Annotated in this window: 21 protein-coding genes; 7 read left to right on the forward strand and 14 right to left on the reverse strand. The window is 71.5% G+C overall.

The genetic code is table 11. The annotated features are described in order from the left end of the window. Nucleotides 1-36 precede the first annotated feature (36 nt). From R2B38_RS40340 to R2B38_RS40350, 3 genes are all read left to right on the forward strand, one after another. Nucleotides 37-2,163 carry a hypothetical protein gene (locus R2B38_RS40340; RefSeq protein WP_318020750.1) on the forward strand — a complete coding sequence of 709 codons (2,127 nt, stop codon included), beginning with the start codon at nt 37-39 and terminating at the stop codon, nt 2,161-2,163. Next, the gene (locus R2B38_RS40345; protein WP_318020751.1) at nt 2,160-3,701 is read left to right on the forward strand and encodes a hypothetical protein; all 1,542 of its coding nucleotides are present in this window, start codon (nt 2,160-2,162) and stop codon (nt 3,699-3,701) included. Before R2B38_RS40340 ends, R2B38_RS40345 begins: the two co-directional genes overlap by 4 nt. Before the next feature lie 136 nt (nt 3,702-3,837). Continuing rightward, entirely contained in the window at nt 3,838-4,620 is a 783-nt protein-coding gene (locus R2B38_RS40350) for an alpha/beta fold hydrolase (protein WP_318020752.1), read from the forward strand. Nucleotides 4,621-4,638: 18 nt separating this feature from the next. Here the strand turns inward: R2B38_RS40350 and R2B38_RS40355 are convergent, their stop codons facing one another. The 3 genes from R2B38_RS40355 to R2B38_RS40365 all read right to left on the reverse strand — a co-directional run bounded on the left by R2B38_RS40355 (nt 4,639) and on the right by R2B38_RS40365 (nt 8,984). Further along, on the reverse strand, nt 4,639-5,295 hold the full coding sequence (locus R2B38_RS40355) for a response regulator (protein WP_033280385.1): 657 nt from the start codon (nt 5,293-5,295) through the stop codon (nt 4,639-4,641). Then, complete coding sequence (locus tag R2B38_RS40360) at nt 5,292-6,614, reverse strand: sensor histidine kinase (RefSeq protein ID WP_411978534.1); 1,323 nt, start codon at nt 6,612-6,614, stop codon at nt 5,292-5,294. Before R2B38_RS40360 ends, R2B38_RS40355 begins: the two co-directional genes overlap by 4 nt. Nucleotides 6,615-6,746: 132 nt before the next feature. Continuing rightward, complete coding sequence (locus R2B38_RS40365) at nt 6,747-8,984, reverse strand: MMPL family transporter (protein WP_318020754.1); 2,238 nt, start codon at nt 8,982-8,984, stop codon at nt 6,747-6,749. A gap of 272 nt (nt 8,985-9,256) precedes the next feature. Between R2B38_RS40365 and R2B38_RS40370 the strand changes: the two genes are divergently transcribed. Continuing rightward, on the forward strand, nt 9,257-10,765 hold the full coding sequence (locus tag R2B38_RS40370) for a serine/threonine-protein kinase (RefSeq protein ID WP_318020755.1): 1,509 nt from the start codon (nt 9,257-9,259) through the stop codon (nt 10,763-10,765). A gap of 9 nt (nt 10,766-10,774) precedes the next feature. On the opposite strand, the gene R2B38_RS40375 is transcribed toward R2B38_RS40370, so the two are convergent. Next, the gene (locus tag R2B38_RS40375) at nt 10,775-11,668 is read right to left on the reverse strand and encodes an MBL fold metallo-hydrolase (RefSeq protein ID WP_318020756.1); all 894 of its coding nucleotides are present in this window, start codon (nt 11,666-11,668) and stop codon (nt 10,775-10,777) included. Between the two features lie 115 nt (nt 11,669-11,783). On the opposite strand from R2B38_RS40375, the gene R2B38_RS40380 reads away from it, so the two are divergent. After that, nucleotides 11,784-12,671 (forward strand): LysR family transcriptional regulator, encoded by an 888-nt coding sequence (locus R2B38_RS40380; protein WP_318020757.1) that lies wholly within the window; start codon nt 11,784-11,786, stop codon nt 12,669-12,671. On the opposite strand, the gene R2B38_RS40385 is transcribed toward R2B38_RS40380, so the two are convergent. The 10 genes from R2B38_RS40385 to R2B38_RS40430 all read right to left on the reverse strand — a co-directional run bounded on the left by R2B38_RS40385 (nt 12,646) and on the right by R2B38_RS40430 (nt 22,721). Continuing rightward, nucleotides 12,646-14,973 (reverse strand): CoA transferase, encoded by a 2,328-nt coding sequence (locus tag R2B38_RS40385; RefSeq protein ID WP_318021914.1) that lies wholly within the window; start codon nt 14,971-14,973, stop codon nt 12,646-12,648. The genes R2B38_RS40380 and R2B38_RS40385 overlap by 26 nt on opposite strands. A 34-nt stretch (nt 14,974-15,007) precedes the next feature. After that, nucleotides 15,008-15,154, reverse strand: a complete 147-nt coding sequence (locus R2B38_RS40390; RefSeq protein ID WP_318020758.1) for a hypothetical protein — start codon at nt 15,152-15,154, stop codon at nt 15,008-15,010. Further along, nucleotides 15,127-15,978: an enoyl-CoA hydratase/isomerase family protein gene (locus R2B38_RS40395; RefSeq protein WP_318020759.1), complete on the reverse strand. Its 852-nt coding sequence runs from the start codon at nt 15,976-15,978 to the stop codon at nt 15,127-15,129. The genes R2B38_RS40390 and R2B38_RS40395 overlap by 28 nt, the downstream gene beginning before the upstream one ends. Nucleotides 15,979-15,989: 11 nt before the next feature. Beyond that, nucleotides 15,990-17,114, reverse strand: coding sequence for a M24 family metallopeptidase (locus tag R2B38_RS40400; RefSeq protein ID WP_318020760.1), 1,125 nt, complete (start codon nt 17,112-17,114; stop codon nt 15,990-15,992). After that, nucleotides 17,104-18,315 carry a Xaa-Pro peptidase family protein gene (locus R2B38_RS40405; RefSeq protein WP_318020761.1) on the reverse strand — a complete coding sequence of 404 codons (1,212 nt, stop codon included), beginning with the start codon at nt 18,313-18,315 and terminating at the stop codon, nt 17,104-17,106. Before R2B38_RS40405 ends, R2B38_RS40400 begins: the two co-directional genes overlap by 11 nt. A gap of 60 nt (nt 18,316-18,375) precedes the next feature. After that, nucleotides 18,376-19,542 (reverse strand): amidohydrolase family protein, encoded by a 1,167-nt coding sequence (locus R2B38_RS40410; RefSeq protein ID WP_318020762.1) that lies wholly within the window; start codon nt 19,540-19,542, stop codon nt 18,376-18,378. A gap of 78 nt (nt 19,543-19,620) precedes the next feature. Continuing rightward, entirely contained in the window at nt 19,621-20,421 is an 801-nt protein-coding gene (locus R2B38_RS40415) for an SDR family oxidoreductase (RefSeq protein ID WP_318020763.1), read from the reverse strand. A 5-nt stretch (nt 20,422-20,426) separates the two neighbouring features. Further along, nucleotides 20,427-21,671, reverse strand: a complete 1,245-nt coding sequence (locus R2B38_RS40420) for a cytochrome P450 (RefSeq protein ID WP_318020764.1) — start codon at nt 21,669-21,671, stop codon at nt 20,427-20,429. An 8-nt stretch (nt 21,672-21,679) separates the two neighbouring features. Continuing rightward, nucleotides 21,680-21,895 carry a ferredoxin gene (locus tag R2B38_RS40425; RefSeq protein WP_411978535.1) on the reverse strand — a complete coding sequence of 72 codons (216 nt, stop codon included), beginning with the start codon at nt 21,893-21,895 and terminating at the stop codon, nt 21,680-21,682. Nucleotides 21,896-22,070: 175 nt separating this feature from the next. Continuing rightward, a complete protein-coding gene (locus R2B38_RS40430; protein ID WP_318020766.1) occupies nt 22,071-22,721 on the reverse strand; it encodes a TetR/AcrR family transcriptional regulator in 651 nt (216 codons plus the stop codon). Between the two features lie 150 nt (nt 22,722-22,871). On the opposite strand from R2B38_RS40430, the gene R2B38_RS40435 reads away from it, so the two are divergent. Beyond that, entirely contained in the window at nt 22,872-23,537 is a 666-nt protein-coding gene (locus tag R2B38_RS40435) for a TetR/AcrR family transcriptional regulator (RefSeq protein ID WP_318020767.1), read from the forward strand. 150 nt (nt 23,538-23,687) lie between these two features. Continuing rightward, the gene (locus R2B38_RS40440; protein WP_318020768.1) at nt 23,688-25,379 is read left to right on the forward strand and encodes an FAD-binding protein; all 1,692 of its coding nucleotides are present in this window, start codon (nt 23,688-23,690) and stop codon (nt 25,377-25,379) included. Nucleotides 25,380-25,493: the final 114 nt, after the last annotated feature.

The following is a 25,493-nucleotide window of genomic DNA, read 5'->3' on the forward strand; positions in this document are numbered from 1 at the left end:
TTTCCGCCCTTTCCTGCCCCTACCTTCGGTCCCTCGGTGCCGAGCCCGCGCGGCGCCGGTGCCAAGGGGGTTGAGGGGACAGTGGCCGAACGGCTCTACGGGGTGGACCCGTTGCTCGACGGGTTGGTGCCCGGTCTCGTCGGGATCGACCGGAACGACGGCCGGCGTGACCGGGTGGAACTGCCCGGCGGGAACCCGGTCATCGAACTGGTCGGCGGCCGGTGCAGCGGCAAGACCAGCGTCCTCGCGACCCTGGCCGCCGCCTACACCCCGCTCGTCCCGCTCGTGCGCGCGGATCTCGCCGCACCCGATTTCGGCGACCCGCTCCTCGCCGGTCTGCCCGACGCCCGCCCCGACGGCTCGCGCCTCACCGACCTGCTGTACCTGCTGTCGTACAAACTCGGCCTGAGGCTACGGCGGACCACCCAGCCCCTGCGCTTCCCCCGGCTCGCCCTCGGACTGCTGGCCGTGACCGTCTGGCGCCCCGACGGGACCTCCGAGGACGCCGGCGCCGCCCTGGCCCCGCAGGACCTGCGCCGCGCGGAGCAGCGCCTCAAGGACGTCATCAACCAGAACGGAGACGGCGGACCGGAACGCCAGGCCCGGCTCGCCGAGTGGATCCAGGCCGCCGAACGAGCCGTTCCCGCCGGGGTGTCGGGCCTCGGCGCGCTGGAGAGCGCGGGCCGGGCCGCGCTCAGGACCGCCGCGCCCCGGCTGCTGCGGTCACGCGTGAACCGCGGCGCGCTGCGCTGGTGGGGCGACCGTCTCGAACACGAGCAGGGCGACGCCGTACAGAAACTCTTCGGATTCGTACGGGACTTCCGTCGGCCGGGCGGCGACCAGGCCCGCCTGGAAGAGATCCTGATCAGCGCCTTCATCGCGGACATCAGCCACCACTACGGCCCGCTGCGCCGCAAGAACGACGTGCCCCCGCCCCTGATCCTCCTCGACAACGCGCACGTGCCCCTCGGTTCGCGTCTCCTCGGACCGCTGCGGCGAAAAGGCGCAGACAAGGACGCGGTGGGGCCGGTCGTCGTGGCCGCACGACTCGGTGACGCCTCGGCCCACCGCGCGTTGCGGGAGGTCGCCGACCCGGCGGCCGTCCTGGCGGACAGTGAACTGCGGCTGGGGCTGCCCTCGTTGGAGCGCGGCGACATCGGCCGCATCCTCGGCGCCGCGGACCGGCCGGCGTATCTGCCGCTGCTGATCGACCGGTTCGCCGGCGGCCGGGCGGGCAGCGCCCGGACCCTCGCCGAGGCGGCGGACGCCGTTCCCCACGGTCGAGCGCCCGACGCACAGCCGGCGGCCTCGCTGCTCGACGCCACCGCGCGGGACGGGAGCGGTACGACGGTGGAGCGGTTGCTGGCCGTGCTGCTGCCCGACCCCGCCAAGTGCTCCCGGCTGACCCTGCTGGCCCCCGCCCTCGACATCGCCGCCGCCCGCCGGCTGTGGACCGGACTCCACCCCGGCGACACCCTGGCGCGGCGCGTGGACGATGCCCTCGAACTGCTGGAGGACGTCTGCTGGGAATCCGCTCCCTGGCCGGGCACCGACGGGTCCGTGCCACTCGTCGCGGACCGGGGACTACGGCGCCTGCTGCTCCACCAGCTGCGGACCGGGACCGCACCGGAACGCTGGCGGCAGATCCATCAGCACCTGCGGAGCGGTTACGCGCCGCGGGAGCCGCTGCCGGACGGCGAGTTGGGCCCGATCCCGTTCGCGTATCTCCACCACACCCTCGCGCTGGGGCTCACCGAGCCGGTCGTCCGCTCCCTGCACCACTGGCTCGGCCACAGCACACCGTCCGTGTGGCTGTCGGCCGTGAACATCGTCTGCGCCGCGCCGCGTCCCCCGGCGGGGTTCGAGGCCGAGGCCGTATCGGTCGAGGCGCCCTGCGACGGCTGCGGACAGGGCCGACTCGCCGCCCGGGACGAGGTCGTCCACCGGGCCGTGGCCCGGCTGGTGGAAGCCCTGTGGGAGCAGTCGGACCCGCTCAACGCGCCCTGCCCCGACCGCATCGACCAAGTGGAGTCCGCGTTGCGCACGTTGCACGAGCACGAGGCCACCGACGCCTTCCGACAGGTTCTACGGCACTGGTCCGCGCTGCTGCGCGACGGGGTTCAGGCCCCGTACCTGACCGTGCCGGAAGGGAGCGGGCGATGAGGTTCCGCACCCCGGGTCGGCTGACCCGACGCGCGCTGCTCGCGGTGTTCCTTCTTGTCGTGTCGGCGGGTTCCTGGTTCGGGTACCGCGTCTACAGCGACACCTCCTGCGGCGACGGTGTCCACGAGGAGTCGTCCCCGCACGAGTGTGTCGGCGTCACCGACGGCAGCGTGAGCTTCGACCCCGCGCTGGACCAGGTGTTCGCCCGCGTCAAGGCCGAGAACGACAGGGTGACCGACTCCGGTGCCCCGTACGCCACGATCGCGCTGATGGTCCCGATGGACGTCGCCGGTCCGACGGCTCCGGTCGACCGCAAACACATGCTGTGGGAGGTGCAGGGCGCCTACTTCGCCCAGTACCGCGCCAACCACAGGGCCAACGGCCAGGCACCGGCCATCCGTCTGGTGCTGGCCAACCCCGGGCTCGGGGGCGGCCGTTGGCGCCCGGTGGCCGACCAGCTCGCGGAGCTGGCGGCCTCGCCGGAGCACCGGCTGCGCGCCGTCTTCGGGTTCGACATCAGCCTGCCCACCACCCAGCGTTCCATCGCCTATCTGACGAACGAGAAGAGGATCCCCGTCGTCGGCGGCGCGCTCACCGCCGACGACATCGCCAACACGCTCCAACACCCGCACGCCTACGAGGGGTTGGTCCGGGTCAACCCCAGCAACACCGACCAGGCCGCCGCCCTCGCCCACGCCGACCGCGGGGTCGGGGTGCGGCAGACCGTGCTGGTGGAGGACGCGCGGAACGACGACAACTACATCACCAGCCTCCGGAAGGTCTTCGAGGCGCGGACCGAGGGGGCATCGCTGGCACCCGAGCAGTTCCGTTCCCCGCCGGACATCAGCGCGGAGGGCACGACGTCGAACGACTTCCGGCAGATCGTCGCCAACATCTGCGAATCCCCGGCCAAGGAGATCTACTTCGCGGGCCGTCCGGTCCAACTCCGCCAGTTCCTCAACGAGTTGGGCAAGCGCGGCTGCCGCGCCCGCCCGTACACCGTCATTACCGGACCGGCCGCCAACGCCCTTCCCCTGGACGGCGATCTGGAGTGGGACACCCTCCGGCACGGCGTCACACTGGAGTTCACCGCCTCCTCCCACCCGGACGCCTGGACCGGCCCGAACACCCCGGCCACGGGCGGCTCGGCCGAGGCCTTCCGGACGCTGAAGGAGCTGACGAACCGTCAAGTGACGGGCTCCGTCGGCCCGGTGGACCTGGGCGACTCCCGCGCCATCATCACCTACGACTCGGCGTGGACCGCGATCGAGGGCATCCGCGACGAGGCCGTCCACGGCCACGCGGTCCCCTCCACCGACGAGGTCCGCAACGCCTGGCTGCGCCTGCACGGCGCCCACCGCGTCGAGGGCGCCAGCGGCTGGATCTGCCTCGACAACCAGGGCAACCCCTACGACAAGGCGGTCGCCGTCGTCCGCCTCGACCCCGTCACCCGCACCGACCGGTTCGTCACCCTGTCCTGGCCAACAGGCCATGCGCCGAACGGGAGTTGCACGGTGCCGCGCGCTCCGGCGACCTGACAGCCCGCAGGGTCGAGCGCGCCCGGCTCCCGACGATCTCGATCGCGTTGCGGATACCCGCCCACGCGGCCGACTCCGTTGTGCCCAGGGCAAGATCGGCACCACGCCGGTCGATGCCGCACCACAGGAGTCACCCATGCCGAAGCTCGAAGTCAACGGCGCAGTACTCGTGTACGACGACGAAGGCCCCCGTGACGGAGACGGCGGCGTGCCGCTCGTGTTCATGCACGGCTGGACGGCCGACCGGCACCGCTGGGACGACCAGTTCGCGCACTTCGCGGGCGGGCGCCGGGTCATACGGCTCGACCTGCGCGGGCACGGGGAGAGCACCGGCGCGGGAGCGCGGACCGTCGCCGAACTCGCCGCGGATGTCGTCGCGTTGCTCGACCATCTGGAGGTCGGCCGGTTCGTGCCGGTCGGGCACTCCATGGGCGGGATGATCGCCCAGACCCTCGTCCTGGACCATCCCGAGCGGGTCGAGCGGATGGTGCTGGTCGACTCGATCAGCCGCATGACCTACAGCCGGTCGCGCGGACTGCTGCTGGCGGTGTCCACGCTGCTGCCGTTCAAGCTCTTCGTCGCCGTCAACATCCAGCGCGCCTTCGCCCCCGGCTACCCCAAGGAGAAGATCCGCGAGTACATCGACGCCTCCGCCGCGACACCGCGCGAGGTCGTCATGACCTGCTACGGCGCGATGCGGGCCTTCGACGTGCTGGACCGCGTCGGCGGGATCAGCGCGCCGACGCTCATCGTGCACGGGTACCACGACATCCAGTTGCCCCTCTCCCAGATGCTGCGGATGGCCAACGCCTACCCGGACGCGGCCGTCCGGATCGTCGACGCCGGGCACGAACTGCCCGTGGAGAAACCGGCCCAACTCACCTCGCTGCTCGCCGACTTCGTGTCGACGCCGGCCTGAGACCAGCCCCCGCCCACCTCAGGCCGGCCGTACCAGCCCCGCGTCGTACGCGAAGATCACCGCCTGCACCCGGTCCCGCGCGCCGATCTTGGCGAGGATGCGGCTGACGTGGGACTTGACGGTGGACTCGGCGAGGCACAGCCGTTCGGCGATCTCGGTGTTGCTCCAGCCGGCCGCCATGACCGTGAGGACCTCGCGCTCCCGGTCGGTGAGGGCGTCGAGGCGGCGGTCCTGTTCGGCGGTGCGGCCGGGCATGCGGTCGGCGAAGGCGTCGATGAGTTTGCGGGTCAGGCCGGGGGAGATGACGGCGTCCCCGGCGGCCACCGCGCGGATGCCGGCGACGAGTTCCTCGGGCAGCGCGTCCTTGAGGAGGAAGCCGCTGGCCCCGGCGCGGAGTGCCGCGTACGCGTACTCGTCGAGGTCGAAGGTGGTCAGCACCAGGACGCGGGAGCGGCCGCCCGACCGCACGATCCTGCGGGTGGCCTCGATGCCGTCCATGCCGGGCATGCGGACGTCCATCAGGACGACGTCGGGGCGGAGTTCGGCCGCCAGCCGGACCGCCTCGCCGCCGTGCGTGGCCTCGCCGACGGTGCTCAGGTCGGGGTACTGCTCGATGAGCATGCTGAAGCCGAGGCGCTGGAGGGCCTGGTCGTCGACGATGAGGACGGTGGTCATGCCGGGTGCTTCTCCGTGAGGTCGGGGGCGGTGGGGAGGGGGACCAGGAGGGCGCGGACGGTCCAGCCGCCACGGGAGTTGGGGCCCGCGACGACCTGTCCGCCGTAGAGCGCGGCCCGTTCGCGCATGCCGACGAGGCCCTTGCCCTGTTCGCCGGTGCCGGACGCCTGGTGCGGGCCGGTGTCCTCGACGGTGACGATCACCGCGTCGGGGGCGGCCGTCACCGTGACCTCGACGGTCGTGTCCGGTGCCGTGTGCTTGAGCGTGTTGGTGAGGGCTTCCTGCACGATGCGGTAGACGGCGAGCTGAAGTCCCTGGGCGAGACCGGTGAGTTCGCCCTTGAGGCGGAGGGTCGCGGCGGGGCCCGCGGCCCGCACCCGTTCCATCAGGGCGCCCAGATCGGCCAGCCCGGGCTGGGGCGCGAGCGGGGTGTCGCCGGGTTCGTCGTCGTGGATGACGGCGAGCAGCCTGCGCAGTTCGGCCAGGGCACCTCGGCCGCTGTCGGCGATGATCCGCAGGGTGTCCGCGCCCCGCTTCGGCTTCGCCTCGGCGAGTCCGGCGGCGCCGCCCGCGAGGCCGACGATCACGGCGAGGGTGTGGCCGAGGATGTCGTGCATCTCCCGTGCCACGCGGGCGCGTTCGGTCGCCGCGGCCAGCTGGGCGCGCTGGTCGCGTTCCATCTCCAGCCGTACGGCGTGCTCCTGGAGGGCCTCGATGTAGGCGTTCACCAGTTTTCCGGCCAGGCCCAGCGCGGCCATCGAGAGGATGGCGACCACGGCCAGGAACGCCAGCACCGGGGTGCTGGCCGTCTGGCTCTGCGCCTTGAGGCCGTTGAAGAAGATGATCGAGGCGAACGTCTGCACGAGGTTGTACGTGACGGCGACGGCCAGCTGGCCGGGAGCCCCGAAGCGTCCCACGTTCAGCAGCGCCACCAACTGGGTCGCGCTCGAACCCGAGTCCACCCCCAGGAACAGGCACACCTCGGAGAGGACGACCAGGGCGGCGAAGACCAGCACGGGCCGCTGCCTGCGCCACAGCAACGGCACGGTGTACCCCGCCGTGACCGCCAGCATCAGCACGAACGCGGGGCCGGAGTCCTGGGCCGCGCGCACCAGGGCCGGAACGCCGCCGAGGGCGTAGAAGGCGGGCACCCCCCAGAGCCTGACCCGCGGATGCGCCACGTCGGCCGCCCGCACCCGCCCCAGCCAGGTGAGCAGCCGGACGACCGACCGGTACTCGGAGTCGCCCAGCCGGGTCTGCCCGATCAGGATCTGCGGCTTGACGGTCCGGTCCGTCGGCGGTGCGGTCACGGGAGACACCCTCCATGGTGCAGGCGGGCCGCCCGCCGGTCCCGGGGGGAAGGGGACCGGCGGGCGGGGACGGTGTGGTCGACAGGGGCGGGGCCGTACGACCGGGAACGGCGTCCTGGTGTGGATCGTACGGCCGCTGCCTCAGCTCTTGCCGGTGGCGCCGGACGACACGGGCGCCTTGTCCGGGCCGGTGGAGCCGTCGTCCGGGGTCTCGGTCAGCAGGTGGCGCAGCCCTTCGCCCTCGACGTCGACGTTGGGCAGCACCCGGTCCAGCCAGCCGGGCAGCGTCCAGGCGCGGCGGCCGAGCAGGGTCATGACCGCGGGCACGAGCGTCATCCGGACGACGAACGCGTCGAAGAGGACGGCGGCCGCGAGGCCCAGGCCGATCGACTTGATCAGCGCCACGTCGTCCAGCAGGAAGCCGGCGAACACGGAGATCATGATGACCGCGGCGGCCGTGACCACCCGGGCGCTGTACCGGAACCCCGCGATCACCGCCTCCGTGGGCTCGGCCCCGTGGACGTACTCCTCACGCATCCGGGTCACCAGGAACACCTCGTAGTCCATGGCGAGCCCGAACACCACGCCGATCATGAAGATCGGCAGGACGCTCACGATCGGCGAGGTCTGGTCGACGCCGAACAGGTCGGCCAGCCAGCCCCACTGGAAGACCGCGACCACGACACCGAGCGTGGCGAGCACGCTGAGCAGGAAGCCGAGGGCCGCCTTGAGCGGGACCAGGATCGAGCGGAAGACGAGGAGCAGCAGGATCAGGGCCAGGCCGACGACCACTCCCAGGTAGGGGATCAGGGCGCCGCTGAGCTTGTTCGACGCGTCGATGTTCAGCGCGGTGGTGCCGGTGACCAGCAGTTCGGCGCCGGTGTCGTCCTTCAGGGCGGGGCCCCGGTCGCGGATCTCGGAGACCAGGTCGACGGTGGCCGCGCTGCTGGGCGAGCTCTTCGGCACGACGGAGATCAGCGCCACGTTGCCGCTCTGGTTGAACACCGCGGGGCGCACGGCGGCGACATCGGACATCTTGCCGAGCTGAGCGGCCGCGTCCTGTGCCGCGGTCTTGGCGTCGCTGCTGTTCTGGCCGTCGACGACCACGGTCAGCGGGCCGTTGTAGCCGTCGCCGAAGCCCTTGGTGATCGTGTCGTAGGCGATGCGCTCGCTGGTGCCCGGCGAGGACGTGCTGTCGTCCGGCAGGGCCAGGCGCATCGACAGCACGGGGATGGCCAGGATGCCGAGCCCGACGACGGAGACGACCAGCATCTTCAGCGGGTTGCGGGTCACGAACCGGGCCCAGCGCACGCCCGCCGTCTCGCCCTTGCCGCCCTCCTGGAGAGCGCGCATCCGGCGGCTGGTGAACCGGCTGCCCATGATCCGCATCCCGGCGAAGCCCAGCACCGCGGGCAGCAGGGTCAGCGCGATCAGTACGGCGACCACGACCGCGAAGGCGGCGCCCAGGCCCATCGTGGTCAGCATGCTGATGCCGATGATGCTCAGACCGGCCAGGGCGATGACGACGGTGAGACCGGCGAAGACCACCGCGGAACCGGCGGTGCCCAGGGCGCGGCCCGCGGCCTCCTCCGGTTCGTGGCCCTCCCGGATCTCGCTGCGGTACCGGGAGACGATGAACAGGGCGTAGTCGATGGCCACGGCGAGGCCCAGCATCAGGGCCAGCGTCGAGGCGGCCGAGCTGAGGTTGAAGACCGAGCCCGCGAGTGTGATGGCGGCGACCGCCGTGCCGACCCCGAAGATCGCCGTCAGCAGGGGCAGCCCGGCCGCGAGGAGCGACCCGAAGGTGATCACGAGCGCCACGGCCGCGATCAGCAGACCGATCAACTCGGTGCTGCTGCTGCCCGCCTTCTCCTGTACGGCGTTGCCGCCCATGCTCACCGCGAGGCCGGCCTTCTCGCCGCGGTCGGCCACGGAGTGCAGCGCGGCGCGCGCCGCGTCGGTGACGTCGGGCTGGCCGACCTTGTAGGTGACCTGGGCGTAGGTGATGGTGCCGGACTTGCTGATCAGGCCGCTCTGGTACGGGTCGGCGACGCTCGCGACCTGGGGCGCCTTCTTGAGGTCGGCGATCAGCGACTGGACCTCGGTCCTGTCGGCGCCGGAGGCCAGTGTGTGGCCCTTGGGCGCCTCGAACACCACGCGGGCGGTGGCGCCGGAGGCCGATGCCTGCGGGAACTCCTTCTCCAGCAGGTCGATCGCCTTCTGCGACTGTGTGCCGGGGAGGGCGAAGCTGTCGGACGTGTTCGTCGTGACACTCATGGCACCGATGCCGACGGCCGCCAGGACGGCGATCCACAGCATCAGGACGAGCCGTCGCCGCCTGAACGAGAACCGGCCCAGCCGGTAGAGGAGGGTGGCCATGGGGTACTCCCACCAGGTTCGATAGAAAGAGGAGGGCCTGCGCGACCCACGCCTTCACGCTATGAGCGGCTTTCCTCGCGTCCGCGGCACCGGGGAAGTGAAAGCGGCCGGGGTGACTAGTACCGGGGTACTAGACCCTCTCCACCCTCCAGTCGAGGTGGACGCCCCCCGGGGTCGAGACGGGCGCCGTGATCCGGCCCACACGATCCGGGACAAGAGCCGGTTATGGTGACCAGGCGAATCGAACGGGGACAGAACCGGCGGAGGACACCGTGTCGGACGAAGGGCGTCGCATCGCCGGGCGCTACCGGCTGACCGAGCAGATCGGCCGGGGCGGCATGGGCACCGTCTGGCGGGCCGACGACGAGGTGCTCGGCCGCCAGGTCGCCGTCAAGCGGCTCCACGCCCGCCCGGAACTCTCCGTCGACGAACTCGCCACCCTCTTCGAGCGCACCCGCCGCGAGGCCCGCAGCGCCGCCCGCATCGCGCACCCGAACGTGATCGTCGTCCATGACGTCGTGGACGACGAGGGCCGCCCCTGCATCGTCATGGAGTACGTCCCCGGCCCCACGCTCGCCGAACTCCTCGAGGACGGCCGGACCCTCCCGTACCAGGAGGCGGCCCGCATCGGCCTCGGCATGGTCGCCGCCCTGCGCGCCGCCCACGCCGCCGGTGTGCTGCACCGTGACGTCAAGCCCGGCAACGTCCTGCTCGGCGCCGGCGACCGGCTCGTCCTCACCGACTTCGGCATCGCCATGACGGACGGGACGTCGACCCTCACCAAGACCGGCGAGATGGTCGGCTCCATCCACTACATGGCCCCGGAACGCGTCCGCGGGCTCACCCCCGGCACCGCCTCCGACCTCTGGGCCCTGGGCGCCACCCTCTACCAGGCCGTCGAGGGACGCCCGCCGTTCCGCCGGGTCACCGCGATGGAGACCGCGTACGCCATCGCGGTGGACCCACTCGAACCCATGAAGCAGGCTGGACCGCTGGAGCCGCTCATCGAGGCCCTGCTCGTCAAGGAGCCCGGCGAACGGCCGACGGCGGAACAGACGGAACGGGCCCTGCAGAGTGCTTGGTGGGGCGAGTCGACGGCTCAACTCCAGCCACCGGAAGCCGACTTGACCGCCATGGCGGCGGAGCCGAAACCTGCGGGAGACTCCGGCCGCGGGCGGCGCCGGAGCCGCAAGGGGTTCGTGATCGGGGCGATCTCCATCGCCGTGGCCGCCGCTGTCGCGGCCACGGCGTTCGTGCTGCACACGACGTCCAAGTCCGCGCCCGCCCACGCGACTTCGCAGCCCACGACGACGGCCTCGGCCTCGGCGTCGCCCGTGCCGGAGGGCTATCACCTCGTCCGGGACCGTCAACTCGGCGTCTCCTTCCCGGTTCCGGACGGCTGGAAGGCCGGTAAGCGGACGGCGGAGGGCGTCACCTACACCGACGAGACGGGCCTGGCCGGGATCACCATCGGGATCGTCGACCCGGCGGGCCCCGACCCGAGCACGCACTTCGCGGACATCGAGGCCAACACCAAGGTCAACTACCCCTCGTACCGCAGGCTCCGGATGCAGCAGACCACCTTCCAGCAACAGCCCGCCGCCATCTGGGAGTTCACCTTCCAGGGCCGGGCCCGGGTGTTCCGCGCCATCGACCTCGGCTTCGGGCGGGAGGGCGGCCGCGAGTACGACATCTACCTCTCGGCCCCGGACGCGAAGTGGGACGCCTACCGTCCCGTCTTCGACAGGGTCAGGGACGGCTTCGTGACGAGCGCGTCGTAACTCGCGGGCTCACGCGGGGTGTTCGGCGCACAGGCAGCCGACGCCCTTGTCGATCCAGTCCCGTTCGGTCCACTCCGGATGCCGCTGGACCATGAGCGCCCTGACCTCCTCGACGATCGTCTCCTCGCTCATCGCCGAGTCGCGCCGCACCCATGTCTCGTCCCGCAGCAGCCGCAGATAGTCACGGACGTCCGCGAGCAACTCCGGCCCGCCCAGGGCCCCGTGGCCCGGTACGACGACCCGCGCCCCCTCGCCCGCGAGCCGCTCCATCACCCCGAGCCAGCGCGTGCCGGACACATCGGTGTCGTACGGCGGGAACCACGGGAAGATGGCGAACTGCCTGGTCTCCACGAGGTCCCCGGTGAACAGCACGCCCGCGTCCGGCACCCGCACCACCTGGTCGCCCTTGGTGTGCGCCCGGCCGGTCGCCCTCAACTGCACGACACGGCCGCCCAGTTCGAGGTCGTAGGCATCGTCGTAAACGAGGTCGGGCTCGGGCAGGACAGCGCCGTCGAGCTGCCGGGCGACCGGTTCACCGAGGCCCCGGAACATGTCGAGATAGCCGGGGCCCTTCACCTTCAGGTCCTCGGCCTGCCCTCGGTTCACGAGGAACGTCGCCTCGCCCGCGAACGCCCCCGCCCCGAAGGCGTGTTCAGGGTGGAAGTGGGTCGTCGTGAGGTACAGCCGGCGTCCCTTGGCGTACTCGGTCGCGAACTCCAGCACCTTCTCGGCGTTCCGCGGGCCCAGGCCCGTCTCCACGACGAGCACCGCGTCCCGGCCGCCGATGACACCGATGTTGGGCACCAACTGCACCCGCCCGTCGGGCACGACCACCAGGTCGCGGTCCAGTTCCCGCACGTCGGTGATGTGCACGACGGGGTCGTGCGCCACACGGTCGGCCATGGAGACTCCTCAGCAGTACGTCGATCTTGTCCTCCCACCACTCCACCGCCGGACCCCCGGGGCTGTCCAAGACCGATCCTGCACGGCCGATACCGCGTCGGTATCATCGCCGGTCATGGAGCTACGCACGCTGCGCTACTTCGTGGCGGTCGCCGAGGAACTCCACTTCGGCCGGGCCGCCGCGCGCCTGCGGATGACCCAGCCGCCGCTGAGCCGGGCGATCAAGCAGCTGGAGACCGACCTCGGCTGTGTCCTGCTGCTCCGCTCGCCGACGGGAGTGGCGCTGACCCCGGCCGGTGTCCTGCTCCACGAGGAGGCGCGCGCCCTGCTGGCGCAGGCCGACCGGGTGCGGGCCCGGGTGAGCGACCTGGCCGGACCGGTCACCCTGACGGTGGGGACGCTCGCGGACAGCGTGGTGCAGTTCGGCACCCGGCTCGCCGCCGCGTACCGGGAGCACCACCCCGGCGCTCGCATCCTCATCCGTGAGTCGGACCTGACCGACCCGACCGCGGGACTGCGGGCCGGGCTCGTCGACGTGGCGCTGACCAGGACGCCCTTCGACGACACCGGCATCGCCACCCGGACCCTGCGCTCGGAGCGGGTCGGCGTGGTCCTCCGCACGGACGACCCGCTCGCCGACCGCGACGGACTGCGCCTGGCCGACCTCGCCGAGCGCCGCTGGTTCCGCTTCCCGGACGGCACGGACCCGGTCTGGGAGGCCTACTGGACCGGGTCGGCGGGCGACGGCCGGCGCCGTGACGGGCCCGTCGTGCGGACGGCCCGTGAGTGTCTGCAGTCGGTGCTGTGGAACGGCACCGTGGGGCTGATGCCGCTCGGGCACGACCTGCCGGACGGCCTGACCGTGGTGCCGCTGACCGACATGCCGCCGAGCGCACTCGTCATCGCGTGGCGCGATGCCGACGCCACCGCGCGGATCCGGTCGTTCGTGCGGATCGCCGAGTCCGTGCACGGCACGACTACCGGACCGGCGCCCGGCCGATGACGCCGTCGGCCTCCAGCGCGGTGATCTCCTGTGCCGTCAGGCCGAGTTCGGCCAGCAGCTCGTGGTTGTGCCGGCCGAGCAGGGGAGCGTGGCGCAGCCGGCGGTGCGCAGGGCTCCGGGAGAGCCGGACCGGCAGGGTGCTGTAGCGGGCCCGGCCGCCCACGGGGTGGTCGACCTCCTCGAAGAAGCCGCGGCACCTCAGCTGCTCCAACTCGGCCTGCCGGTGCGGCTGCGTCACCTTGCCCACCGGGACACCGGCCGGCCAGAGGCGGTCGACGATCTCGTCGGCACCGCGCTCACGGCACCAGGCTGAGAGCTGCTCGTCGAGGGCGTCATGGTGCCTGTGCCGTCCCTCGGCGGTGGACAGCTCGGGGCTCGACGCCCAGCCCGGGCGGCCGAGGGCGTCGCGCAGCGCCTCCCACTGTTCGTCGGTGGCCACGGCTATCGCCACCCAGGAGTCCCGCCGGCCGAACTCGTCCTGCTCCGCGGTGAGATACAGGTTCTGCGGGGCCGCGCGAGGCCCCCGGTTCCCGGCCCGCTCCAGCAGTGCGCCGTAGGCCGAGTACTCGACGACCTGCTCGGCGGCCACGTTCAGAGCCGCGTCGACCATGGCCGCCTCCACCAGTGCTCCCTCGCCGGTCCGGCGCCGGTGCTCCAGGGCCAGCAGCAGGCCGTTCAGCGCGTGGATGCCGGCGTTCGGGTCGCCGATCGAGTACGGCTCGACGGGATTGCGCTCCGGATGGCCGGTGAGCCAGGTCAGTCCCGACGCGTCCTCGATGACGAAGGCGAACGCGGCGTTGTCGCGCCACGGTCCGTCGAGACCGAAGCCCGGCATGCGGACCATGACGACATCGGGGCGCAGGGCCCGTAACGCCTCGTAGTCCAGGCCGAGTTGGTCCAGGACGCGCGGGGTGTAGTTCTCGACGACGACGTCGCAGGTCGCGATCAGCCGGCGCAGCAGGTCGCATGCCCGCTCGGTGCGGAAGTCGAGGGTCAGGCTCTTCTTGTTGGTGTTGAGGCCCGCGAAGATCGGCGACCGCTCCCACCACTGGTCCACGGTCGGCGGGACACCCGAGATCAGCCGGGTGCCGTCGGGCCGCGACGTCGACTCCAGATGGATCACCTCGGCCCCGAGCAGCGCGAGAACCTGCGTGCACGAGGGGCCGGCCCAGAAGGCGGTCATGTCCAGGACCCGCAGACCGCTGAACGACAGTCCGGCGCCCGTCTTCCCGCGCGCCCGACGCGCCGCGCCACGGTGGCTCTCGGTGTGCTCGCCGAGCCGCGGGGCCGGGCCCGGCGGACGTGACCGCGCGGGTTCCAGCCGGAAGGGCGGGGCGGGCTGGAGGAAGCCGTCGCGCGGGTTGGGCAGGAAGCTCCGGCGTGCTTCGAAGTGGTCCATGGCCGGGGCGTTGGCGCCGTTGACGACCGCGGAGTTGGGGATGCGGAACGCCGTGGCCAGCTCGCGGACCTCCGCGACCGTCCGGCCGGCGATCCACTCCTGGATCACCGGGGCCATCGCGGTGGTCCGTTCGCCGATCGAGACCGGGTTCTTCTCGTCGATCCACTCCGGGTGGCCGACCATCGCGCAGAGGTCGAAGAACTGCTGGGCGGTCGCGCACCCGAGCGCCACGAGCCCGTCCTTGGCGGTGGCCACGCCCGGCGTGTTCAGCCTGCGCGTGCGCTGCCACGGCCGCTCCAGCATGTCCCGGAACGTCACCGGGTGGTAGGTGAGGGACAGGACATGCGCCTCGAGCATCGAGAGGTCGATCAGTTCGCCCGTGCCGGGAGCGCGCAGTCGTACGGCCATGGTCGCGGCGGCGGCGTACGCCCCCGACACCCAGTCACCGACCTGGCCTCCCACGTGGACCGGCGCCCGGTCGGGTGCGCCGCGCCCCAGCCCGACGATGCCGCCGGACCAGGCCTGCAGCGTGAACTCGGTGGCCGCCCGGTCCCGCCACGGCCCCTCCAGACCGAACGGCGTGATCGACGTGACGACGAGATGCGGATGGGCACGGTGGATCTCGTGCGGGGACAGCGGGGAGCCCGGCGACCACACCGCGACGTCCGCCGACTCCAGGAGCCCGCGCACCAGCTCCGGATCGCCTACGACGCTCTCCTTCGAGCAGGCCAGGAAGCTGAACAGGGCCCCGTCGTCGCCGGGTTGGACCGTGGCGCCGGACGCCGACCACCGTCGTAGCGGATCGCCTTCCGCAGGCTCGGCCTTGACGACCTGGGCGCCCCCGTCGGCGAGCAGCTTCGTGCAGTAGGCGCCGGGGATTCCCGTGGACAGGTCCACCACCAGGCAGCCGCTGAGCGGGGGTTCGGCGGGGCGGGGCTCAAGAGTCGTCCCTTCGTTCGCGGCCCGACCTGCTCAGCCGGAAGTCCGGCGGGAAGCGGTCGTCGTTGCTCCGGACCGCGTTCGGTACGCCGCCGTCGACCGTCTCCCGGTCGAGCATCAGGTCGTTGCCGTCGGCCCGGGCCATCCCGCCGACCGATTCGAGGAGACCGGTGAGCAGGGAGCCCATGTACTCGCCCTGGTGCTGTTTGAAGATCTCGAAGAAGACCTTCTGCATGAACACCGTGTCGGTCGGCCGGGTGCGGGCGCAGGCCAGCGCGTACTTGTCCACCTCCTTCTCCAACTCGTCCCGGGGACGACGCTGTTGAGGAAGTTGCACTCGTACATCTCCAGGGCAGTGAAGGGCCTGCCGGTGAACACCATCTCCTGGAACTTCCGCAGGCCCATCGTCTGCGCCCAGGTCCACATCCGGGGTGCCCAGCCGACGTAGCGGAAGGACGGGTGGCCGAAGAGGGCGTCGTCGGAGGAGATCACCAGGTCGGCGTCGGCGGCCTGGTAGAAGTGCCAGCCGTAGCAGTAGCCCTTGACCTCCAGGATGCTGATCTTCTTGAAGTCCTGGAGGCTGCGGCAGCCGGCCCCGGGATTCGCGTACCACTGGGACGGGGTTCCGCCGTAGCGGTAGGAGCCCTTGGGGGGATAGCGGACGTCGTCCTCCTCGTCGAGGCCGAGCTCCGACAGGAGTGGCCCTGCGGTCGGAGCGGCGTGCATCTCCATGGTCTCGGTGATGTCGGCGCCGGAGCCGAGGTCGTCGCCGATGCCCCGGATCACCAGGACCTTCACCTCGTCGTCGACGTTGGCGCGGTGCAGGAGGTCCCCGAAGCGCAGCCGGGCCGCCGCGGTCGGTGCGTTGAGGGCGTCGGGCCGGTCCAGGGTGAGGGTGGCGATCTTCGTCCTGGGGTCCTTCTCGTAGCGGATGATCTCCTCCGCCGAAGGACGCGTGCTGTCAGGCATGCGGGTCCTAACTACCGTTTCCAGACGGGACTTGAGGTCAGTGGTTCGGCGCCGTCCGGGGTGATGAGCACCGCTTCCCGGCGCAGTACGGCACCCATGCCCCGGCGCCAGACGTAGCCGGTCACGGCCAAGGCCATGCCGGGTTCGAGGCGTTCCTCGGCGGCGGTGGCGGGCAGGCCGGAGGTGACCACGGGCGGGTCGAAACCCAGGCCGAGGCCGCGGGCGACGGGCATGGGGGGCAGGGGCTCGCCGGCCGTGTCGTACGCGGCGAGCAGGTCACTGGTCGGCGCGCCCGGCCGGCAGGCCGCGAACAGCGGCTCCCACAGGGCGTCGGATCGCCGGTACAGGTCACGGACGGCGTTCCGGTCGCCGCCCTCGACCGGCCAGGTGCGGCCGACCTCGCCGATGTATCCGCCCGCGACCACGCCGGCCGTGAGGGACACGAGGTCGCCCGGGCCCACCCGGCCGTCTCCGTCCACCCGACGCCAGGGGTGGTCCCGGGATGTCACCCACGCCACCTCCTGGGTCGCCGGTGTGGTCACGCCACCGGCCGCCGCGGCCTCCAGGAGTACGCCCGACAGGTGCTGCTCGCTGACGCCGGGCCGTAGTTCGGCCACCGCCGCCGCCAGGCTCGCCTCGGCCACATCGATGGCCTGCCGGAGGGCCACGATCTCCTCCGGCGTCTTGACCCGGCGGGCGGCGCGCATGGCCGGTTCGCCGTCGACCAGGTCGGCGAACGGGAAGGCCAGGGGCAGGAGTTGGGCGAAGGTCGGCGAGATGGTGTCCGTGCCCACCCGGCGGGCGGTGGCTGCTCCCTCGATGTCCCGGATCACCGCCACCCAGTTCATCGGGTTCCACGTCAGGCCGTACAACCGCTCGTGCGGGATGTCGTCGGGGATGCCCTCGTCCCAGGTGCTGAGCATGTGGATGGCGCCCGTGGCGCGGACCACCACGGCGGCCGGGGCGAAGGGATGGGTGCCCGCTGTCCACAGTCCGCGGGCCCCGGTGACGTAACGGACGTTGGCGCTCCGCCCGAGGACGAGGATGTCGAGGTCGTGGGCTGCCATGTGTGCCAGCGCGCGCTCCCGCCGCCCACTGCGGAGAGCGCGGTCGTCCGGCAGGACCTCAGTCGCCATAAGGGGCGTAGGAGTAGTCGGTCAGGGCTGTCCAGCCCTCTTCCTCGATCACCAGGACCTCCTCGCTGCGGTAGCCGCCGGTGCCGTCCTCCCAGACCACGGGTTCCAGGACGAGCACCATGCCTGCCTGGAGCACCAGTTGGGCGTCGAACTCCTCACCCAGATCGGTGCCGACGAAGGGCATCTCGGCGGGGTCCGTGCCCATGCCGTGGCCCAGGTAGAAGTGGGGGAGCCAGGGTTTCGAGCCGCCGTTCGCGGTGATGGCGGCCCGGGTCAGATCGGCGGCGGTGGCCCCCGCCCGCAGCACGTCCTTGACCGCGCTGTGGATGTCCCACCACTGGGTGAACTGCGCCCGCTGACGCGGGTCCGGGTCCTGTCCGACGATCCAGGTCCGGCCGAAGTCCGAGCAATATCCGGCGTAGTTGATGCTCACGTCGGTCCACAGGACGTCGCCCCGGGCCAGTTCCCGCTCCGTCGTCAGCAGGGGGAGGGCGAGGTCGCCGTGGGTGGTCCAGACCCCGGCCGCCCGGGAGTTGGGCATCACCTGCCAGATGGGGTCGAGCACGTTGGCCAGGGCACCGTGTTCGTAGGCCCGGCGGACGAACGCGGCCGACAGGTCGATCTGCCGCATGCCCGGTGCCAGCGACCCTTCGACGTCGGCCATGGCGCGCTCGGTGATCCGCAAAGCGCTCCGGATACAGGCCAGTTCGTCGGGCGTCTTGATCACCTTGGCCGCGGTCAGGACCGGCGCCGCGTCGCCGGGAGGCCCGCCGGGGAACAGCGCCTTCTGTGCTCGGTGCATCGCCCCGGTCACCTCGTCGACGGCGACCCGCGCTCCGCCGGGCACGAGGTCGGCGACCACGGCCGCGAAGTTCCGTACCCCTTCGTCGAATTCGAGGTAGACCGGCGGGTGGACGTGGTCGGCGGGCAGCGGCGACCGTGCCGAGGTGCCTTCGCGGAACGGCATGAACAGATGGGGCCACGGGTCGTCCGCCACCACCACCGCCACGGGGCGGTCGACGTGGGCGAGGCCGGAGTCGCCGAGCGGCCAGCTCGCTCCGGTCGCGTAGGTCACCGCGTTGTTGCCGAGCAGGATCAGGGCGTCGACGCCCTGTCCCGCCATGGCAGTGCGCAGCCGTGCGCCGCGTTCGCGGTTCATGCGGGTCGGGTCGGGTGCGGCCGGGATGTCGATGACGGTCATTCCCGTCTCCCTCACGAGGTCATGGAGCTTCGCCGTCGTTTCTCGTGGTCCGGGCCGGCACTACAGGCCGAGGTACTCCTTGACGTTGCCGCTGACCACGCGGGACGCCTTCTCGGGTCCGACGGCGTCCACGACCATCGCGATCGACTTCTCCGAGTAGCCGAACGTGCTCTCGTTGTGCGGGTAGTCGGCGGACCACATGACCCGGTCCACCCCGATGCGGTCGACCAGTTCGAGGCCGAGCGGATCGACCATGAAGGACGCGTACATGTGCTGGTCCCAGTAGTGCTGGACGTCGTGCTCCACCGGACGGTCCAGCATGTGCCGGTAGGAGGCGAGGAGGTGTTCGGCGTCCTGGAGCGCGGAGGGCACCCAGTTCACGCCGCCCTCGAACCACCCGACGCGCAGCCCCGGATGACGGTCGAGGATGCCGCCGAGGACGTACCTCCCGAACATCTCCCGGTACGGCGCCACGTTCGCCACCATGCCGACGGCTATGGCGTTGACCTCGCAGGGGGCCTTGAGCCCGGTCTCGCCGATGTGGTGGGACACCGGGAGTCCCGCCTCCTCGATCGCGTCCCAGACCGGGATCATCGCGGCGCCGGAGTAGTCGATGGGGTTGCCCGCGTCGTCCGCCCCGGGGTTCAGCGGCATGAGGAAGGTCTTCAGCCCCAGGCCCTTCATCTCCTCCAGGGTGCGTCGAGTCCCTTGCGCGTCCCACCAGTTGATGAGGCCGACGCCGTGGAAGCGGCCCCCGGAGCGTTCCTGCAAGCCGGCGATGTACTCGTTGTAGATCCGGAAGCAGAGCTCGCGGACCTCTTTGTCGGGGTAGTGGAACAGGGCCAACAGCGCGTTGGGGAACGCCAGTTCCTTCGCGATGCCGTCCGAGCGCAGTTCCTCGATGCGTCCTTCGAGGTTGTTGCTGCCGGCGCCGGTCAGGGGGTCGTACTGCATGAGGACGTGGCTGAACTCGCCCGGCAGGAACGACTTTCCGCCCATTCCCAGCTCGTAGGCGCCGTCCTCGTACCAGACCCGCGGTGCCTGGTTCCTGAGCCGCTCGGGGAAGCGGTCGTAGAAGATGTCGTCCGCGAGGGAGATGTGGTTGTCGGCGGAGAACACCTCGGTGCCCGGCGGAAGGCCCGGCGAGGAGCCGTCGGCGTGGCCGTGCCGGTCCTTTGGCGGACCGAAGCCTTCGGGGGGATACAGGGTGGGTGACTGGCTGGACATCATTGTCCTCCATGGGGAGCCGCGGGTTTCACGTCCGTGCGTGGTTCGTCTGCTCCTGTCGTGCGGGGGAGGGGAGGGTCAGGCCCGCAGAGGCTTCGGGCCCGCCGTCGTCCCGCCGTCGATCGTCAGCACCGTGCCGGTGGTGTGCAGCGAGCGGTCGCCGCCCAGGTAGGCGACGGCTTCCGCCACGTCCCTGGGGGTGCCCACTCGCTCCAGCGGCTGGACGGCCGCCATGTGGGCGCGGATGCGGCGGGTCATCTCCTCGGCGTCGCCCTCCTGCCCGGCCGCCGTCGCGGAGGCGAGCAACTGGGTCGGGATGCCGCCCGGCGCCACGCAGTTGACGCGGATGCCGTACTCGGCGAGGTCGACGGCCACGCCCTTGGTGAAGTGGATGACCGCGGCCTTCGAGGCGCGGTAGGTCGGGACGCTCGCGCCGGCCTGGATCCCGCCCACGGAGCTGACGTTGACGATGGATCCGCCGCCGTTCGCCGCCATGTGCCGGGCTGCGGCCTGGGTGCCGACCATCACGCCGAGCAGGTTGACCGAGAGGACGTGCTGGAAGTCGGCGAAGTCCTCGTCGAGGAAGTGCTGGTGCATGGCGCCCGACACACCGGCGTTGTTGACCATGAGGTGCAGGCCGCCGAACTCCTTCACCGCGAAGTCGACGAGTCCCCGGACCTGTTCGGCGTCCGCGACGTCCGTCCGCCGGAAACGGACGGCCGGGCCGTAGCCGTTCGCCAGGGTCTCGCCGAGGTCCGGGTCGAGATCGGCGATGACGACGCGGGCCCCGTCCTCGAGAAGCCTCTCGACGGTCGCGCGCCCCAGGCCCGCCGCTCCGCCGGTGACCACGGCCACCTTCTCCGACAGTTCCTTGGCCATCGCGGTCACCATGTGACGGGCAGCGAGTAGACGCCGTAGGCCAGCCGGTCGTGCTTGAACTGGATCCGGTCCAGCGGCTCGGCCAGGCGCAGGCCGGGGATCCGGCGGAAGAGCGTGCCGTAGACGACCTGGAGTTCCACGCGGGCGAGTTGCTGGCCCACGCACTGGTGGATGCCGAAGCCGAACGCGTTGTGGTGCCGGGCGTTCTCCCGGCGCAGGTCCAGCGCGTCGGGGTCGGGGAAGACGTGTGCGTCCCGGTTGGCGCTGAAGAGTTCGATGACGATGCCCTCGCCGGCGCGGATCACCTCGCCGCCGATCTCGATGTCCTCCTTGGCGATCCGCCGCTGGCCGCCGTGGATGATGCCCAGGTAGCGCAGCAGTTCCTCCACCGCGCCCGCGACGACCTTCGGGTCGTCGGTGTCCCGCAGGACCGCCAGCTGGCCGGGGTGCTCCAGCAGCGCGACGACGGCGAGGCCGATCATGTTGGCGCTGGTCTCGTGGCCCGCGATGAGCAGCCCCGTGCCCATCATGGCCGCCTCGGACACGCTGATGTCGCCGGAGGTGACGAGTGCCGCGATCTCGGACAGCGCGTCGTCCGCGGGTTCGGCGGCCTTCTTCTCGACGAGCCGCACCAGGTAGTCGTTGAGCGCCCCGAAGGTCCGCATGCTCTCCTCGGCGGACACGTCGTGGGCGATGCCGCGCGCGGCGTTCTCCTGGAAGAAGTCGTGGTCCTCGTAGGGCACGCCCAGCAGCTCGCTGATCATCAGGGTCGGCAACGGCAGCGCCAGCGCCTCGACCAGGTCGGCCGGCTTCGGTCCGGCCAGCATCGCGTCGATCAGCTCGTCGGTGATCTTCTGGATGGTCGGGCGCAGCGCCTCCACCCGCTTGAAGGTGAACGGCTTGGTCATGATCCGGCGGAACCCGGTGTGCTCGGGGGCGTCCGAGTTGAACACCGAACGCGGGCGGTAGTCCACCGCCGCCGCCATGCCCTCGTGCCAGTGCGGGAAACCGGGCAGCCGTTCGTCGACACTGACCCGGGGGTCGCCGAGCAGAGCGCGCTGCTCGGCGTGGCCGGTGACGATCCACGGGGTGCTGCCGTCCCAGATCCGCACCTTGGCGAGGGGCCTCTCGGCGGTCAACTCCCGCAGCGCCGGGGGCGGATCGAACGGGCAGCCCTCCGCCCGCGGCATCGGCCACTCGGGGACCTCGGCGGTGCCGCTGGTCGCGGCGCCTGTCAGTGCGTCGGACATGTCCATCCTCAAGGTGTCGTCCGGGGTGTCCAGTGCGCGATGTGGATCGCCAGCGCGGGGCAGACGGCGGCCGCGTCACGGACGTCGTCTGCCAGTTCGGCGGGCGGGTCGTCGGTCAGCAGGACGACGACACCGTCCTCCTCGCGCTGGTCGAACACGTCCGGCGCGGTGGCCGCACACTGGCCGGCCGCAACGCATTTGTCCTGCTCGACGGTGATCTTCACGGGCTGCTCCCTCATGGCTTCCGGGGCAGAACGGCGCCCTTGGTGGGCTCCGTCGACCGCGCCTCCGAGTGAACTCCCGGCCCTCGGCTAAGTCAATCGATTGATTCAAAATTTACTGAGACGAGTGGGTGGATCTTCTGTGGTGGCGGGGTGGGGCGAGGGGGCTGACGGTCCGTCAGGGGCTGTGTGTCGCGGGCGCGGTCCACAGACCGACGATCGCGTCGACCAGTCCGTCCGCGGCATCATGCCAACTGGCCCTCGGCGTGGGGGTGTTGAGGGCCAGGGAGCGCTCACGCTCGGCGCACGTGTAGAGGATCACGTTCCGGGTCATCGAGGTGCGTTCCGCGCGCACCTCGGCCGGCAGGTCGGGCAGGCACCGGTGCAGCCCGTCGAGGATCTGCCGCCACACCGGCAGGTCGAGGGTCTCGGCGACCAGGATCTCGTGCAGCGCGGGGTCGGCCATCACCTGGGCGCAGAACCGCGCGAACCACGTGGGGCTGCCCAGCTCGGCCAGGTACTCGGGGGTCGGCCGCACCAAGCACGCGACCCAGTCCCGGAGTTCGGTGGAATCGCCGGTCTCGGCCAGCAGACGCTCGCTCAGACGCTGGATCCGCTCGGCGTGATGACGGGCGATCGCCCGCACCAGATCCGTCTTGGTGCCGAAGTGGTAGCCGACCACAGCGGTGTTGCCCTGCCCCGCCGCCTCGCTGATCTGCCGGTTCGACACGGCGTACACACCGCGCTCGGCGAACAGGCGCTCCGCCGTCCTCCGGATGAGCTCCCGGGTCACTCTGACCTGCTCGGCCCGGACACTCCTACCCGTCATGTCCACCACCGTACCGGGACCGTGCGCGGCCGGTCGCTCCCACCTGCCCCTGGACGGAGATCAACCAGGTGACTTACGTTCTAGGCGCGTCGGACCAACGGGACAAGTCGTCGCGAGACGGCGCCATGTCCCGGAACGGCGGTGGGGACGATGGCGGGCGGAACACGGCGGGACGAGCAGGTCAGGGCGACCCGGACGGCGCTCCTGGACGCGGCGGAGCGGCTGTTCGCCGAACACGGCGTGCACGCGATGTCCAACCGGCAGATCAGCGAGGCCGCGGGCCAGGGCAACAACACAGCCGTCAGCTACCACTTCGGCACCAAGGCCGATCTGGTGCGGGCCATCGTCCGGCGGCACGCGGAACAGATCGAGGGCATCCGCGTCCGCATGCTCGCCGACATCGGCGACTCCACCGAACTCCGCGACTGGGTGGACTGCTCGGTGCGCCCCGTCACCGGGCATCTGGCGGCACTCGGCCGCCCCAGCTGGTACGCCCGCTTCATCGCGCAGGTCTCGGCCGATCCCGCGCTCTACGCCATCACGGAGGAGGAGTTCTTCGGGGCCTCCCCGTCGCTGGGGAAGCTGGAGGAGGGCCTGACCCGCTGTGTGCCCGTCCTGCCGGCAGGGGTGCACGCCGATCGCGCGGTCATGACGCGGCACCTGATCGTGCAGATGTCCGTCGAGCGGGAACGGGCCCTCGCCGACGACATCCCCACCACCCGGTCGACCTGGCACGACACCGCAGACGGCCTCGTCGACGCGATCGTCGCGCTGTGGCAGGCGCCCGTGACGACGGGGCCGCCGCCGGCGAAGTGACCGCGGGCGGGCCGCAGTTGAGAGCGCCAAGCCGCCGTTCCACTCACCGGGAGTACGAACACCGCGCCCGGCCTCCGTACCTACCGTGTGGCTCACCTGTCGGCACCCGGTCAGGGGCTGCCGCGCCGGAACGCGGAGGGAGACAGGCCGATGACCGACTGGGACCACTCGACCGACTTCTTGGTGGTGGGGAGCGGTGCGGGCGTCACCGGGGCGATCCGGGCACGCGCGCTCGGCAAGGACGTTCTCGTCGTGGAGAAGACCGACCGGTTCGGCGGGTCGACCTGTATGTCGGGCGGTGTGATGTGGCTTCCCTCCAACCCGCTCATGCGACGCGAGGGCGTGACCGACTCGGCCGACGCCGCACTCAGGTACTTCGCCACCGTCGTCGGTGACGCGGGCCCGGCGTCGTCGCCCGCCCGCAGGCAGGCCTACGTCCGCGCGGGCTCCGAGATGGTCGACTTCCTGGAGTCCGAAGGCCTCGAACTCCGGCGCTGCGAGGGCTACAGCGACTACTACTCCGGCGTCCGGGGCTGCGAGGGCGGCTCGGCGCGCGGCAGGTCCGTCGAGGCGAAGGTCTTCGACAAGAAGCAGCTCGGACCCTGGCAGGACCGGATCCGCCCCGGCTTCGCGGGCGGCCTCGCCGTCTACACCGGTGAGGCGTCACGCCTGACCCTGATGCGGACACGGGTCGGACTGACCGTCCTGGCCAGGGCGGGGCTGCGAACCGCACTCGGTCGCGTCCGCCGACAGCGGCTCGTGACGAACGGTGTGGCCCTGTCCGCCCGGCTTCTTCAGATCCTGTTACGGCAGGACGCCACCATCTGGCTCGATTCCGCCCTGACCGACCTCGTCGTCGAGGACGGGCGGGTCGTCGGCGCGGTCGTCCACCGGGGTGGTCGTGACCTCCGGGTCCGCGCCCGGGACGGCGTGCTGCTCGCCGCCGGAGGCTTCGCCCGGAACAAGGAGATGCGAGCGGAACACTCGGGAGGCCGACCCACCAGCGACCGGTGGACCTCGGCCAACCCGGGTGACACAGGGGAGACGATCCGGATCGCCATGGCGCACGGGGCCGCGACGGACATGCTGGACGAGGCGTGGTGGATGCCGTCGTGGATCATGCCCGACGGCACCCCCAACATGTGCATGTCCGAACGCACCAGGCCGGGCTCGATCATCGTCGACACGGAGGGCCGCCGGTACTTCAACGAGGCGGTCGCCTACCAGGAGGCCGGCCAGCAGATGTACGCCCACGACCGGGAGTTCGGGGGCGCCGTCCCGTCCTGGCTCGTCATCGACGCCCGGCACCGCGGCCACTACCCGTTCGGGATGTCTCCCCCCGGCCGCACCCCGAAGGAGTGGATCACCAGCGGCGCGATGAAGCGCGCCGACAGCCTGGAGGACCTCGCCCGGCAGTGCGGGATCGACACCGGCGGACTCCTCAAGACCGTCGAGCGGTTCAACACGCTCGCGGCGCGGGGCGTCGACGAGGACTTCCACCGCGGGGAGGGCGACCACGAGAAGTTCTACGGCGACCCCACCCACGCCCCCAACCCCTGCCTGGGCCCCGTCTCGAAGCCGCCGTTCTACGCGGTCGCCCTGTACCCGGGGGACATCGGGACCAGCGGGGGAATCCTCTGCGACGAGTTCTCCCGGGTCCTCGACACCGAGGGGAACCCGGTCGACGGGCTCTACGCCACCGGCAACTGCACCGCGTCCGTGATGGGGCGCAAGTACCTGGGCGCCGGTGCCAGCATCGCCGCGTCGGCGGTGTTCGGACACGTGGCGGCGGACCACGCGTCCTCGGCGGGACGGGGGCCGGGCGACCGCAACGCCGGCTGACCGCACGGGCACCACGCGGTGGACGGAACCCGCGCCGCCCCGGGCGCGCACATCCCCGCAGGCCGAACCGCACGAGACCCCCTGCACCGGTCTTGCCTCCGCGCCCCGCGTCCC

This window comes from Streptomyces sp. N50 (assembly GCF_033335955.1).
In the GTDB taxonomy this organism is placed as follows: domain Bacteria; phylum Actinomycetota; class Actinomycetes; order Streptomycetales; family Streptomycetaceae; genus Streptomyces.